The sequence below is a fragment of the Frigoribacterium sp. CFBP 13605 genome (assembly GCF_014839405.1).
GTDB lineage: Bacteria > Actinomycetota > Actinomycetes > Actinomycetales > Microbacteriaceae > Frigoribacterium.
The window spans coordinates 1-13343 of record NZ_JACYNS010000024.1 but is presented as its reverse complement, the minus strand read 5'-3'; the positions used below and the strand labels follow the sequence as shown (position 1 = coordinate 13343).

The 13343-nt window shown below is 72.3% G+C and carries 13 protein-coding genes and 1 riboswitch; of the genes, 6 read left to right on the top strand and 7 right to left on the bottom strand.

Annotated elements, in window-relative coordinates:
* Positions 1–61 precede the first annotated feature (61 nt).
* The gene (locus IFT36_RS07460; RefSeq protein WP_159827716.1) at positions 62–1003 is read right to left on the bottom strand and encodes an aldose 1-epimerase family protein; all 942 of its coding nucleotides are present in this window, start codon (positions 1001–1003) and stop codon (positions 62–64) included.
* Between the two features lie 70 nt (positions 1004–1073).
* On the bottom strand, positions 1074–1940 hold the full coding sequence (locus tag IFT36_RS07455) for a DeoR/GlpR family DNA-binding transcription regulator (RefSeq protein WP_277959439.1): 867 nt from the start codon (positions 1938–1940) through the stop codon (positions 1074–1076).
* Positions 1941–2019: 79 nt separating this feature from the next.
* Here IFT36_RS07455 and galT point away from each other — a divergent pair, with 79 nt between their 5' ends.
* Complete coding sequence (gene galT / locus IFT36_RS07450) at positions 2020–3123, top strand: galactose-1-phosphate uridylyltransferase (RefSeq protein ID WP_200412790.1); 1104 nt, start codon at positions 2020–2022, stop codon at positions 3121–3123.
* The gene (gene galK, locus IFT36_RS07445; RefSeq protein WP_056043260.1) at positions 3120–4325 is read left to right on the top strand and encodes a galactokinase; all 1206 of its coding nucleotides are present in this window, start codon (positions 3120–3122) and stop codon (positions 4323–4325) included. Before galT ends, galK begins: the two co-directional genes overlap by 4 nt.
* A 366-nt stretch (positions 4326–4691) precedes the next feature.
* On the opposite strand, the gene IFT36_RS07440 is transcribed toward galK, so the two are convergent.
* Entirely contained in the window at positions 4692–5609 is a 918-nt protein-coding gene (locus IFT36_RS07440) for a bifunctional methylenetetrahydrofolate dehydrogenase/methenyltetrahydrofolate cyclohydrolase (protein ID WP_173154823.1), read from the bottom strand.
* 62 nt (positions 5610–5671) lie between these two features.
* On the bottom strand, positions 5672–6988 hold the full coding sequence (glyA, locus tag IFT36_RS07435; protein WP_200412794.1) for a serine hydroxymethyltransferase: 1317 nt from the start codon (positions 6986–6988) through the stop codon (positions 5672–5674).
* Positions 6989–7032: 44 nt separating this feature from the next.
* Positions 7033–7116, bottom strand: a riboswitch (ZMP/ZTP riboswitch).
* A 60-nt stretch (positions 7117–7176) separates the two neighbouring features.
* Here glyA and clpS point away from each other — a divergent pair.
* Both clpS and IFT36_RS07425 read left to right on the top strand, forming a co-directional pair.
* Positions 7177–7482: an ATP-dependent Clp protease adapter ClpS gene (gene clpS, locus IFT36_RS07430; protein WP_123571211.1), complete on the top strand. Its 306-nt coding sequence runs from the start codon at positions 7177–7179 to the stop codon at positions 7480–7482.
* Complete coding sequence (locus IFT36_RS07425; protein WP_307785054.1) at positions 7479–7955, top strand: DUF2017 domain-containing protein; 477 nt, start codon at positions 7479–7481, stop codon at positions 7953–7955. Before clpS ends, IFT36_RS07425 begins: the two co-directional genes overlap by 4 nt.
* 101 nt (positions 7956–8056) lie before the next feature.
* Here IFT36_RS07425 and IFT36_RS07420 read toward each other — a convergent pair whose 3' ends face one another.
* A complete protein-coding gene (locus IFT36_RS07420) occupies positions 8057–8242 on the bottom strand; it encodes a PspC domain-containing protein (protein ID WP_054147120.1) in 186 nt (61 codons plus the stop codon).
* A 78-nt stretch (positions 8243–8320) separates the two neighbouring features.
* On the opposite strand from IFT36_RS07420, the gene IFT36_RS07415 reads away from it, so the two are divergent.
* Together IFT36_RS07415 and IFT36_RS07410 are read left to right on the top strand one after the other, a co-directional pair.
* Entirely contained in the window at positions 8321–10012 is a 1692-nt protein-coding gene (locus IFT36_RS07415) for an ABC-F family ATP-binding cassette domain-containing protein (RefSeq protein WP_200412789.1), read from the top strand.
* A 58-nt stretch (positions 10013–10070) separates the two neighbouring features.
* On the top strand, positions 10071–11240 hold the full coding sequence (locus IFT36_RS07410; RefSeq protein ID WP_200412788.1) for an SGNH/GDSL hydrolase family protein: 1170 nt from the start codon (positions 10071–10073) through the stop codon (positions 11238–11240).
* 133 nt (positions 11241–11373) lie between these two features.
* On the opposite strand, the gene IFT36_RS07405 is transcribed toward IFT36_RS07410, so the two are convergent.
* Positions 11374–11970 (bottom strand): hypothetical protein, encoded by a 597-nt coding sequence (locus IFT36_RS07405; protein WP_200412787.1) that lies wholly within the window; start codon positions 11968–11970, stop codon positions 11374–11376.
* Between the two features lie 167 nt (positions 11971–12137).
* Positions 12138–13343 (bottom strand): cryptochrome/photolyase family protein (locus tag IFT36_RS07400; RefSeq protein ID WP_200412786.1); only part of this gene is annotated, 1206 nt, incomplete at its 5' end.

Below are 13343 nucleotides of genomic sequence, written 5' to 3'. Positions count from 1 at the left end.
CAGGTTCGCGTTTTCTGGACATTGACCCTCGAGCGAGTCGCGACGAACCGCCACGTCATCGTCATGAGCCGGACGCCCGGTACCGCACGCCCCACGTGCCCGTCCACGTCTCGCCCGGCTCGAGCCAGCGCAGACCCTCGCCCGAGGCCAGCGCGTTGGCCGGTGCCGTCATCGGTTCGGCGGCGACGGCCAGCCCCTCGACCCCGCCCCGGGGGAAGTTGCGGGGCGTGAACACCTGCACGTACTCGAACGACGGATCTTGCCAGAGTTCGGTCGCCGAGCCGTCGGGGGCCGTGAAGGTCGTCGTGCGGATGCCGTCGGCGTCGGGCTCGACGTCGCGGTAACCCGTGTCGAGGTCGAGGTCGCCCAGGCGAGGGCCCTGCGAGAGGTCGAACGCGGTGCCGGCCACCGGCACCGTGCCGACCGGGATGCTCGCCTCGTCGGTCTCGTACCGCGTCGAGGCCGCCAGCGTGACGGTCAGCGTCGCCGGATCGTGGTCGCCCACACGGAAGAACGGGTGCGACCCGACGGCGAACGGGGCCCGGTCCGGGCCGACGTTCGTGATGGTGTGCGTCACGACCATGCCGTCCGGGACGAGCTCGTGCCGCACGCTCGTGTCGAGCTCGAACGGATAGCCGTGCTGGGGGAACACCGTCGCTCCGAGCGTCACGGCGTGGGGCTCGCGGTCGACCACCTGGTAGGCCGTGTAGCGCAGCAGCCCGTGGCTGGCGTTGCCCTTGGACGGCTCGGTCAGGTCGAGCTGCTGCTCACGGCCGTCGAGCGTCCATCGGCCGCGCGCGACCCGGTTCGGCCAGGGCACGAGGGTGATGCCGCAGGCGGACGGCGGCACCTCGTCGGCACCGAAGGTCTCGGTGAGGGCGATGCCGTCGACGGCCAGCGCGCGGATGCCCGCTGCCACCTGCGTGACCACACCCGTGACGCGGTGCCCGTCGTGCTCCAGGGCGAGGTCGTACTGTTCTCCGGTCGGGCTGCTCGTCGTCATCGTTCCAGTCTCGCTCTCGGGTGTCGGTGGCGTCCGGGATCGCTCGAGGCCCCGCGACGGGGGCCGGGGCTCAGGGACGCGAGGGGGCAGGGTCGCGAGGAGGCGCGTCGACCCCGCCCGCGCCTCCTGCGGTGACGACGGCGAGGCCGGCTCGACGCAGCTCGGCGACGGGCGCCTCGTCGGCCCCCGCCGTGATGAGCGCCTCGAAGGTGTCGAGCGGACCGATGACGCCGAGGTGGGCCTCGCCGAGCTTGCTGCCGTCGGCGACGATGTACGACCGGCGGGCGGTCTGGGTCATGAGGCGCTTGAGGTCGGTCTCGGGCAGGTTGACGTTCGTCACCCCGTGCAGGGCGTGGACGCCGGTGCAGCCGATGAACGCCAGGTCGGCCGTGACGCTCGCGAACACGCTCGTCGCCAGCGGGTTGACCAGCGAGTGCTGCAACGGCCGCAGGGTGCCGCCGGACACGATGACCGTGAACCGGGGCACGGCCTGCTCGAGCGCCAGCGCGATGGTGAGGCCGTTCGTCACGACCACGACGCCCTCGAGGTCGTGCCGTTCGAGCAGGGCCAGAGCGATCTGGGTGGTGGTCGTGCCGACGTCGAGCACGACGCAGTCACCCGACCGCACGAGCGACGCGGCCTCGACCCCGATGGCCCACTTGGCCTCGGTCGAGACCGAGCTCTCTTCTTCGAACGGTCGCTCGGCCGGGCGGTCGACGGACAGCGCCCCACCGTGCACGCGCGAGAGCAGGCCGTCGGCCGCCAGGCTCTCGAGGTCGGTGCGGATCGTCACCTCGGACAGCCGGAACTCGCGCGCCAGCTCGGCCGTGCGGACGAAGCCGCGACGCCCGACGAGGTCGGCGATGCGGTCGCGACGCCGCTCACCCGGCAGCGGCGCGGGCTGCGGCACCGGGGGCGGGGTCGAGTTGCCGTTCACCCGGCTAGTTTCGTATGCTTTCACGTACTTTCGCAACTGCAAATCGTGGTCGCGAGTGCCCCGAACTGAAGGAGGCGCGATGTCGTCCATCACGAAACGCGCGACGGTCCTGTCCGACGGTCGCGAACTCATCTACTTCGACGACGCCGACACCACGCTCACGGCCGAGCGACGCGTCGACGCGCGCACGCTCGATCCGCGGCCCGACACGGCGACCATGCGACAAGACGTCCTCACCGGCGAGTGGGTCTCGATCGCCGCGTCGCGGCAGAACCGCGTGTTCCTGCCCCCGGCCGAGCTCGACCCGTTGGCGCCGGCCAGCGAGACCAACCCGTCCGAGATCCCCGACGTCTACGACGTCGCCGTGTTCGAGAACCGCTCGCCGTCGTTCGGGCCGCTGCTCGAGAGCGACGACGCTCCCGAGGGCCTCGACGACCTGACCCGCATCGGCCTCGAACGCACCCTGCGCAGCGTCGGCCGGTGCGAGGTCGTCTGCTTCAGCCCCGAGACCCACGGGTCGTTCGCCGACCTGAGCGAGTCGCGCGCCCGCACCGTGGTCGAGGCCTGGGCCGACCGCACGGCCGCCCTGTCGGCCCTGCCCGGCATCCAGCAGGTGTTCCCCTTCGAGAACCGCGGCCAGGCCATCGGCGTCACCCTGCACCACCCGCACGGTCAGATCTACGCCTACCCCTACGTCACGCCGCGCACCACGCGGCTGCTCGACAGCATCGAGATCTACGGGCCGACCCTCTTCGCCGACCTGCTCGACCGCGAACGCTCCGGCCCCCGCGTCGTCCTCGCGGGCGAGCACTTCACGGCGTTCGTCCCGTTCGCCGCGCGATGGCCCATCGAGATCCACCTGCTGCCGCACCGTCACGCCCCCGACTTCGCGGCGCTGACCGACGACGAACGCGACGAGCTCGCGGTCATGTACCGGCGCCTCCTGCGCGGTGTCGACGGCCTGTACGACGACCCGACGCCCTACATCGCCGCCTGGCACCAGGCCCCGGTCGGCGTCGGACGCGACACCGTGCGCCTGATGCTGCAGATCACCTCGCCTCGCCGGGCCGAGAGCAAGTTGAAGTTCCTGGCAGGCTCCGAGGCAGCGATGGGAGCCTGGGTGGGCGACCTCGTCCCCGAGGTGCAGGCCGACCGAATCCGAGAGGCGATCGAGCGATCATGACCGACACCACCACTCCCCAGGGCTTCCGCGAGGTCTTCGACACCGAGGTCGCCGGACGCTGGTCCGCCCCGGGCCGCGTGAACCTCATCGGCGAGCACACCGACTACAACGACGGCTTCGTGCTGCCCTTCGCCATCGACCGACGCACCACCGTCACCGTCGGTCGGCGCGACGACCGCCTGCTGCGCGTGGCGTCGTCGTTCGAGGGCGGCGTGCACGAGGTGTCGCTGGACGACCTCGACCCGGCATCGATGTCGGGTTGGTCGGCGTACGCCCTCGGCATCGCCTGGGCGTTGTCGGTCGCACACGACCGCGCCGACTCACCCTCGTTCGCGGCCGCCGGGGGCGACCTGTCGACCATCGACCTGTCGGGCGTCCCCGGCCTCGACCTGTTCGTCGAATCCGAGGTGCCGGTCGGCGCGGGGCTCTCGTCGTCCGCGGCGCTCGAGTGCTCGGTGGCCGTGGCCTTCGCCGAGCTCTGGTCGCTGGACGTCAACCGCTCAGCCCTGGCCGCGGTCGGGCAACTCGCCGAGAACGAGGTCGTCGGCGCACCCACGGGCATCATGGACCAGTCCGCGTCGCTGCTGGGCGAGGCCGACTCGGGGGTGTTCCTCGACTGCCGCAGCCTCGACGCCGACGTCGTCGACCTCGGCTTCGCCGCCGCCGGCCTCGAGGTGCTCGTCGTCGACACGCACGTCGAGCACGCCCACGCCACCGGCGGCTACGTCGAGCGTCGCGCGTCGTGCGAGAAGGGTGCCGCCGCCCTCGGCGTCGACTCCCTGCGCGACCTCGACGCCGACGACCTCGGTCGGGCCGAAGAGCTGCTCGACGACGAGACCTTCCGTCGCGTCCGTCACGTCGTCACCGAGAACCAGCGCGTGCTCGACACCGTCCGCACGCTGCGCACCGACGGCCCGCAGGCGATCGGCCATCTGCTCGACGCCTCGCACGTGTCGATGCGCGACGACTTCGAGATCTCGGTCCCCGAGTTGGACCTCGCCGTCGCCACCGCCCAGGCGACCGGTGCCGTGGGTGCCCGCATGACGGGGGGCGGTTTCGGCGGGTCGGCCATCGCGCTCGTCCCCACCGAGGCCCGCGCCGACGTCGAAGCCGCGATCGTCGCCGCCTTCGCCGAGGCCGGCTACACGGCTCCGACCGTCTTCACGGTGCACGCCGCCGAGGGCGCCCGCCGCGACGCCTGACGCCGGGCTGCCCTGCCACGGGCACAGCGCCACGGCGTGGGTGCTGCGCCACGAGATGGGCATCGCGCCACGAGTTGGGCATCGCACCACGAGATGAGCACAGCGCCAGGGGAAAACCTGGTGCTGTGACCATCTTCTGGCGTGGTGGGGGCGGCGGCAGTGCTCCCCGCCACGAGGTCAATACGCCGCCACGTCATTGCGTGGCGGCGTGTCGAGTCCGTGGCGGGATGAGGGCACGACCCCGACGCAGCGCCACGAGATGGGCACAGCACCACGAGATGAGCACAGCGCCAGGGGAAAACCTGGCGCTGTGCTCATCTCCTGGCGTGGTGCGGGCAGCGGCAGCACGCCCGGCAGGCCCCGGCGTCAGGGACGCTCGGCGGCCTCGACCACGTTCTTCAGCAGCATGGCCCGGGTCATCGGCCCGACCCCACCCGGCACGGGCGACTGGAAGCCCGCGACCGCGGCGACGGCCGGATCGACGTCTCCGCGCAGCTTGTACTTGCCCGTCTCCTCGTTCAGCACGCGGGTGATGCCCACGTCGATCACGGCGGCCCCGGGCTTCACCCAGTCCGGCTTGACCAGCCCCGCGACGCCCGCGGCGGCCACGACGATGTCGGCCCGGCGCACCTCGGCGGCGACGTCGACCGTCCGGGAGTGCGTCAGCGTCGCCGTCGCCTCGAGGCGGGTCAACAGCAGCCCGAGCGGCCGCCCGACCGTCAGCCCCTGGCCGATGATCGTGACGTGCGTCCCCGCGATCGGGATGTCGTAGGCGTGCAGCATCTCGACGATGCCGCGCGGCGTGCAGGGCAGGGGCGTGTCGATCGACCCCTTGCCGCCGGGCACGGCCAGCACGAGCTCGCCGAGGTTGACCGGGTGCAGGCCGTCGGCGTCCTTGGCCGGGTCCATGAGCTCGAGCATCGCCGTCGGGTCGATGCCGGCGGGCAACGGCAACTGGATGATGAACGCCGTGACCGCGGGGTCGGCGTTCATCGTCTCGATCGCCCGACGGATCTCGTCCTCGGTCGCCGTGTCGGGCAGATCGATGCGGATCGACTCGATGCCGACCTCGGCGCAGTCACGGTGCTTGCCCGCGACGTAGGACAGCGAACCGGGGTTCGCCCCGACGAGGATCGTCCCGAGCCCCGGCGCGATGCCCCGGGCCTTGAGGGCGTCCACCCGGAGGCGCAGGTCGTCCTTGACGGCGGCGGCCAGAGCCGTGCCGTCGATCTTCACGGCGGACGAGTCGTCGCCGGGGACGAAACGGGCACGCTCGACGCCCACCGCACCCCGTGACGAGGCCCCGACCCCGACGTCCGCCGGAGTCCCGGCCGCGACGTCAGCGCTCACGCGTAGAGCGGGAACGCGTCGGTCAGCGCCTTGACGCGGGCCGCGAGGGCCTCGACGTCGGGCGAGGGCATCAGCGTGAGCGCGATGATGTCGGCGACCTCGGCGAACTCGTCATCCGAGAAGCCACGGGTGGCGAGGGCCGACGTGCCGATGCGCACGCCCGAGGTGACCATCGGCGGGCGGGGGTCCCACGGCACCGAGTTGCGGTTCACCGTGATGCCGACGTCGTGCAGCAGGTTCTCGGCCTGCTTGCCGTCGACCTCGCTGGCGCGCAGGTCGACGAGCACCAGGTGCACGTCGGTGCCACCGGTGAGCACGTCGACCCCGGCGGCCTTGGCGTCGTCGGCCGTCAGACGGGCCGCGAGGGCCTGGGCACCGCGGATGGTGCGCTCTTGACGGTCCTTGAACTCGGGCTCGGCGGCGAGCTTGAACGCCGTCGCCTTGGCCGCGATGACGTGCATCAGGGGGCCGCCCTGCTGGCCCGGGAACACGGCCGAGTTGAGCTTCTTGAACAGCGGCTCGTGGTTCGAGAGGATCACGCCCGAGCGGGGACCCGCGAGGGTCTTGTGCACCGTCGACGAGACCACGTGCGCGTGCGGCAGGGGCGACGGGTGCAGGCCCGCGGCGACGAGGCCGGCGAAGTGCGCCATGTCGACCCAGAGGTAGGCGCCCACCTCGTCGGCGATGGCGCGGAAGGCCGCGAAGTCGAGCTGACGGGGGTAGGCCGACCAGCCGGCGATGATGACCTTGGGCTGGTGCTCGATCGCCTGGCGACGGACGACGTCCATGTCGATCAGGTAGGTCTCGGGGTCGACCTCGTAGGCCACGGCCTTGTACATCTTGCCCGAGAAGTTGAGCTTCATGCCGTGGGTCAGGTGGCCGCCGTGCGACAGCTCGAGACCGAGGATCGTGTCGCCGATGTCGGCGATCGCGGCGAGCACGGCGGCGTTCGCCTGGGCACCCGAGTGCGGCTGGACGTTGGCGAACTCGGCGCCGAACAGCGACTTGGCGCGCTCGATGGCGAGGTTCTCGGCGACGTCGACGAACTCGCAACCGCCGTAGTAGCGACGACCCGGGTAGCCCTCGGCGTACTTGTTCGTCAGCACCGAACCCTGCGACTCGAGCACGGCACGCGGCACGAAGTTCTCGGAGGCGATCATCTCGAGGTAGTCGCGCTGGCGCCCCAGCTCTTGCTCGAGGACGGCGGCGATCTCGGGGTCGACGACCGAGAGCGGCTGGTTGAAGGTCGACGGCTGGCGATCGGTCGACTCGGCGGACGAGGCGACGGTCTGGGCGCTGGTCTGGTCGGAGATGGTCACGGAGGACTCCTTGGCACACGGGACGGACGGAGGTCGGATGTCGTGGCCCAGGCGTACGGCCACGCACGTGTGTCAGTCGCTCCCCGATGGTGACCATCTGAACGCCAGTCGCGACCCGCACAGCATAACAAGACGACCCCTGACGGGGAACCCGCTCGGCGACCGTGTGACACCCTGGACAGGTGAGCCCCACCCTCGACGACACCCGCACGGGAACGGAGGCCGACCAGCGCCTCCTGACCTCGCCCGACACCCCCTGGGTGACGCTCGTCTGGGACGACCCGGTCAACCTGATGACCTACGTCACGCACGTCTTCGAGACCTACTTCGGCTTCGGCCGGGCCGAGGCGAAGCGCCTGATGATGCGGGTCCACACCGAGGGTCGTGCGGTCGTCGCCACGGGCAACCGTGAAGAGATGGAACGGCACGTCGAGGCGATGCACGACTACGGCCTGTGGGCGACCCTCTCGAAGGAGGACGAGGCGTGACGCTGGTGCCGTTCGTCCGCCCCCGGGGCGGCGACGAGATCCGCGTGCGGCTCGACGCCGACGAGCGGGGCCTGCTCACCGACCTGGTCGGTCAACTGCTGTCGCTGCTCGAGAACGGTGACGAGGGCGATCCGGCCCTGGCGCGCCTCCTGCCGGCGGCGTACCGCGACGACGCCGAGGCGGCCGCCGAGTTCCGGCGGTTCACGGCCGACGGCCTGACCCGGCGCAAGGTCGAGAACGGCCGGGCGGTGCTGGCGACGCTCGGCGAAGCGGGGTCGACGCTCGACCGTGCCGCCCAGCAGTCGTGGCTGCGCACCCTCAACGACCTTCGCCTGACCCTCGGCGAGCGCCTGGGGGTCACGGGTGACGGCCTCCCCGAGGGCGGTGACCGTCAGCTGCAGGCGATGGGCCACGTCTTCGACTGGCTGGGCTACCTGCAGGAGGCGCTGCTGCGGTCCCTGCCCAAGGGCTGACCCAGCGCCCGAACCCGGCGCCACGCGCCCGGCGCCACACGCCCGGCGCCCCGCAGGGCGAGGGCCGCGACCCGGCGATCGGCAGACCCGCGGGGCGAGGTCTAGCGGTTCTCCTTCGGGAACACGACCCAGAGCACGAGGTACACGAGCACCTGGGGCCCCGGGAGGATGATCGACAGCACGAAGATCAGGCGCACCAGGAAGGCGCTGATGCCGAAGCGGTTCGCGAGGGCGGCGCAGACTCCGGCGATGATCTTGCCGCGGCGGGGACGAGTGAGGGAGGCCATGCCCCGAGCATGCCAGCCCCGCCTGGAGGGCGCCAGGGCCGCCTCGCGGGCCGGCGCCCGGTACGCGAGAATGGGCGGATGAGCGCTTCACTCGTGGCCAAGGGCCTGGCCGGCGGCCACGGGCACCGCACCCTCTTCGACGACCTCGACCTGACCGTCGCCCCGGGTGACGTCGTGGGGGTGGTGGGCGTGAACGGGGCCGGCAAGTCGACGTTGCTGCGCCTCCTGGCGGGGGTCGACGAGCCGCAGGCCGGCACGATCACCCTCAACCCCGGCGACGCCTTCGTCGGCTGGCTGCCGCAGGAGCACGAGCGCGTCCCCGGAGAGACCGTCGCCGACTACATCGGCCGCCGCACGGGCGGCACGCAGGCCACCGCCGAGATGGACGCCGCCGCCGCCGCCCTCGGCGACCCCGACCCTTCGCCCCGAGCCGACGGCCTCGAACCAGCCGACGTCTACTCGACCGCCCTCGACCGGTGGCTCGCCAGCGGCGCCGCCGACCTCGACGACCGCCTGCCGCAGGTGCTCGCCGACCTCGGCCTCGACCGTGACCGCGACGGAGCCGTCGGCCCCGACAGCCCGATGACCGGCCTCAGCGGCGGCCAGGCCGCCCGCGTCGGCCTCGCCGCCCTGCTGCTCAGCCGCTTCGACGTCGCGCTGCTCGACGAGCCCACGAACGACCTCGACCTCGACGGCCTCGAACGACTCGAGCGCTTCGTGCAGGGGCAGCGGGGCGGCATCGTCCTCGTCAGCCACGACCGCGAGTTCCTCGCCCGATGCGTGACGAAGGTGCTCGAGCTCGACCTCGCGCAGTCGTCGAACCGCGTCTTCGGCGGCGGCTACGACGCCTACCTCGACGAGCGCGAGACGGCCCGCCGTCACGCCCGCGAGGCCTACGACGAGTTCGCCGAGAAGAAGGCCGACCTCGTCGGCCGCGCCCGCACCCAGCGCGAGTGGTCGAGCCAGGGCGTCCGCAACGCGATGAAGAAGGCCCCCGACAACGACAAGATCCGTCGCAAGGCCTCGGCCGAGTCGAGCGAGAAGCAGGCCCAGAAGGTCCGCCAGATGGAGAGCCGCATCGCGCGCCTCGACGAGGTCGACGAGCCCCGCAAAGAGTGGCAGCTCGAGTTCACGATCGGTGCCGCACCCCGGTCGAGCTCGGTCGTCTCGACCCTCAGCGGTGCGGTGTTCCGCCAGGGCGACCCCGCGACGGGCGAGTTCGTGCTCGGTCCGGTGTCGCTGCAGGTGGACGGCGGCGACCGCATCGGCATCACCGGCCCGAACGGCGCCGGCAAGTCGACCCTGCTGCGCGGCCTGCTCGGCCGCCAGGCCCCCAGCGAAGGAGGCGCGAGTCGCGGAGCCAGCATCGCCGTCGGCGAGATCGACCAGGCCAGGGCACTGCTGGCCGGCGACGTGCCGTTGGCCGACGCGTTCGAGGCGCTCGTGCCGGACTGGCCCCAGGCCGAGGTGCGGACGCTGCTCGCCAAGTTCGGGCTCAAGGCCGACCACGTCTCGCGTCCGGTCGACGAGCTCTCGCCCGGCGAGCGCACCCGCGCCGGCCTCGCCCTGCTGCAGGCCCGAGGCGTCAACGTGCTCGTGCTCGACGAGCCCACGAACCACCTCGACCTCGCCGCCATCGAGCAGCTCGAGCAGGCCCTCGAGTCGTACGACGGCACGCTGCTGCTCGTCACGCACGACCGGCGCATGCTCGAGACGGTCCGGCTCGATCGCCATTGGAGGGTCGAGGGCGGCACCGTCACCGAGTCGTGAGGGCGCCGACGCCGTCGCCGGTGAACGACCCCCGCGCCCCTCGACTACCGTCGTCGTCATGACCCGAACCACCCGACTGGTCGCGGTCGCCGCTGCCCTCGCCCTGCTCACGGGCTGCACGGCGGCCCCGACCGACCCGAGCGAGCCCACGGGCGGCGCCTCCACGGACGGGACCTCCTCTCCCCAGCCGACCCGCGCCTCCTCGGAGCTCGCCGACTGGGCGACCGCCCTCGACGCCCGCGACGACTACTCCGCCCGCTGGGTCGCCGTCGGCGACTCGATCTCCGAGGGCATGGGCGCCTCGACCGTGGACTCCCGGTGGATCGACCTGACCCTCGACGGCCTGCGCGAGCGCTACCCGACCGACGACGTGCCGGGCGGGGTCGGCTACCGGCCGGCCGCGTTCGCCGTCGCTCCCCCGGCCTCGACCTGGGCCCGCTGGGCCTCGAGCAGCGAGGGATCGGTGTCGGCGTCGTCCCGCACCGCCGACCTCGGCTACCGCGCGGTCACCCTCGGTGCCGGCGCGACCACCACGTACCCGTTCACGGGCACCGACCTCGACCTCTGGTGGTCGAGCGGACGCGGCACCTTCGACTACGCCGTCGACGACGGCGAGGCGGTCGAGGTCGACACCCGCGACTCCATGGCCACCAGCGGGATCACGTCCGTGACCGGGCTCGACGCGGGCGCACACACCGTGACGATCCACGCGCAGACGCCGGTCGACCTCGAGGGTCTGACCGCCTTCGACGGCGATCGCGACCGCGGCATCACGCTCTTCGACTCGTCCCGCTCCGGCGCCACGGCCCGCACCTTCACGGCCGACCTGCCCGGGTTCCTCGACTCGATCGCCGCGACCAAGCCCGACCTGGTCACGATCACGCTCGGCGCCAACGACGCGTTCAGCCGTACGCCGGACCAGTTCGAGGACGACTACCGCACCCTGATCGACGGCCTGCAGAGCCTCGACGACCCGCCGTCGGTCCTGTTGATGGGCGAGTTTGTGCCGGGCACGAACCTCACCGAGGGGCTGGCCGGCGACGCCGCCGAGTACGACGCCGTCGTGCAGCGCCTCGCGGCCGAGACCGGCAGCGCCTACGTCGACCTCGCCGACGCCCTGCCCGCCGACGGGATCGCCTCGCTGCTCTCGGCCGACGGGGTGCACCCGAACGACGCCGGACAACGCGTCATCGCCGACTTCGTGCTCAAGAAGCTCAGCGTCGACTGAGCGACCCGTCGAGTGGTCCCGAATCGTGGTTCGGCCCGCACGCGAGGACGTTTCCGAACCGCTCGACCGACGTGTCGAGCGGGACGAGGAGGCGCGGGCACGTCACGAGGACGGACGCCCGCCGCGGCGCAGCTCAGTCGAACAGGCCGTAGGCGGCGTCGAGCGTCTCGTCGGTGCTGAGCGGGGCGTCGTCACCCGCACCGGTCGCCGTGACGGCGATCAGGCCGTGCGGCGAGAGGACCGTGCTGGCCGAGGCCGTGATGCCCTGCTGCGTCACCGACTGTGAGAAGGCCTGGCCGCCGAACGCCTGGACGCGCGAGTCGTCGACGGTCTCGACGCCCTCGGTGCCCTCGATCTGCGAGGTCTGGGCGCTGATGTCGTCGGCGCTGAACTCCTGGCGCTGGGCGAGGACGACGATCGCCGTCACGTCGGCGGCGTCGGTCGCCTCGGTGGTCGGGGTGGCCCACTGGCAGTTCGCCTGGTCACCCGAGAACGTGCTGTCGTCGCGCAGCTCGAGGCCGTCGACGACGCCGCCGAGTGCCGAGCCGACGTCGTCGCAGCTGGCGAGGTCGTCGAAGGTGCCCTCCGTCGAGCCGGCCGAGGACCCACCGGAACCGGCCTCGTCACCGCCACCCGCGCCTCCTGGGGTGCAGCCGGCGAGCAGCAGGCCGAGGGCGAGCACGCCCGTGGTGGTGGCCGTCACGGCCGTTCTGCGCATGGTCGTGGTCATCGGGGGCTCCCTCGTGATCTGCCTCGGGCTCGCTGTGCCCGGTGCTCCCGTCACCCTAACGAGGGGCACCTCCGAGGACGCACCGTCGCCGCGTCGTCGAACCACCCCGGAGGCTGGTTCGACGACGCGACGGTGGTGCGACCTCCGGCGGCGTCGGTCGCCGCGGCTCACCAGGTCGTGCGGGTGCGCTCCTGCTCGACGACGGCCTCGCGGTCGGCGAGCCCGCGGAGCCCGGCGAACTGCTGGCCCATGCGCGGATTGCCCGAGAGCACCGGCTCGACACGGTCGAGGAACGCCCAGTAGCCGGCGGTCACCGGGCAGGCGTCCTCTCCGAGCCGCTTCTTCGGGTCGAACCGGCACGAGCCGCAGTGGTCGGTCATGCGGTTGATGTAGGCACCACCCGACGCGTACGGCTTCGTCGCGACGATCCCGCCGTCGGCGTGCTGCGACATGCCCACGACGTTGGCCGGCATCACCCAGGGCGTGCCGTCGACGTACATGTCGACGAACCACTGGTTGAGGGCCGCCGGGTCGACCCCGCGTTGCAGGGCCCAGTTGCCGAGGATCATCAGCCGCTGGATGTGGTGGTTCCAGCCGTGCCGCCGCAGGCCGTCGAGCGTCTCGCTGAGGCACTCGGCCTCGACGGCCTCGACGTCGAGCCCGGCGAACACGTCGGGCAGGGGCTGCGTCGCCCCGAGGGCGTTGCTCGTCGTCGCGAAGTCCTCGCCGAGGTGCCAGTAGAGGTGCCAGACCCAGTCACGCCAGCCGACGATCTGCCGGGTGAACCCCTCGACGCTGCGCAGGGGCGCATCGCCGGCCTGGTACGCCGCGACGGCGGCCTCGACGACCTCGCGCGGGTCGAGCAACCCGAGGTTCATGGGGGCGCTGAGCAGGGAGTGCGCCATCGTCCAGTCGCCCGAGAGCGTGGCGTCCTCGAACGGGCCGAAGTCGGGCAGCCGCACCTCGACGAAGTCCGCCAGCGCGGCCGTCGCCTCGACCCGGGTCGCCGCGAACCGTCGGGGCGCGTCGTCGCCGACGAGCCGGACGACCCCGTCACGCTCCCAGCGCTCGAGGTCGGCCCGCACCTCGGCGTCGATGTCGTCCTCCTCGGGCCACTCCTGCGGCGGCAGGCCGAGCGTGGCCGCGCCCTTCGGCGGCTTCTCGCGGTTGTCGTGGTCGTAGTTCCACTGGCCTCCGACGGGCTGCGGGCCCTCCATTAGCAGTCCGGTGCGCTGGCGCACCGCCCGGTACCAGTCCTCCATCAGGAGGCGCGGTGCCGGTCGACCGCCGGACGCGCCGGTCGGTCGACCCGCGCCTCCTCGACGGGCGTCGTCGGCGTCCGCCGTCGCGCCTGCGGACCGGCCCGGACCGCG

Bases quoted from the DNA above. Each gene is read 5' to 3' on its own strand.
- IFT36_RS07405 (WP_200412787.1), bottom strand. From the start codon at position 11,970: ATGACCACGACCATGCGCAGAACGGCCGTGACGGCCACCACCACGGGC.
- galK (WP_056043260.1), top strand. From the start codon at position 3,120: ATGACCGACACCACCACTCCCCAGGGCTTCCGCGAGGTCTTCGACACC.
- IFT36_RS07420 (WP_054147120.1), bottom strand. From the start codon at position 8,242: ATGGCCTCCCTCACTCGTCCCCGCCGCGGCAAGATCATCGCCGGAGTC.
- IFT36_RS07415 (WP_200412789.1), top strand. From the start codon at position 8,321: ATGAGCGCTTCACTCGTGGCCAAGGGCCTGGCCGGCGGCCACGGGCAC.
- IFT36_RS07410 (WP_200412788.1), top strand. From the start codon at position 10,071: ATGACCCGAACCACCCGACTGGTCGCGGTCGCCGCTGCCCTCGCCCTG.
- IFT36_RS07460 (WP_159827716.1), bottom strand. From the start codon at position 1,003: ATGACGACGAGCAGCCCGACCGGAGAACAGTACGACCTCGCCCTGGAG.
- galT (WP_200412790.1), top strand. From the start codon at position 2,020: ATGTCGTCCATCACGAAACGCGCGACGGTCCTGTCCGACGGTCGCGAA.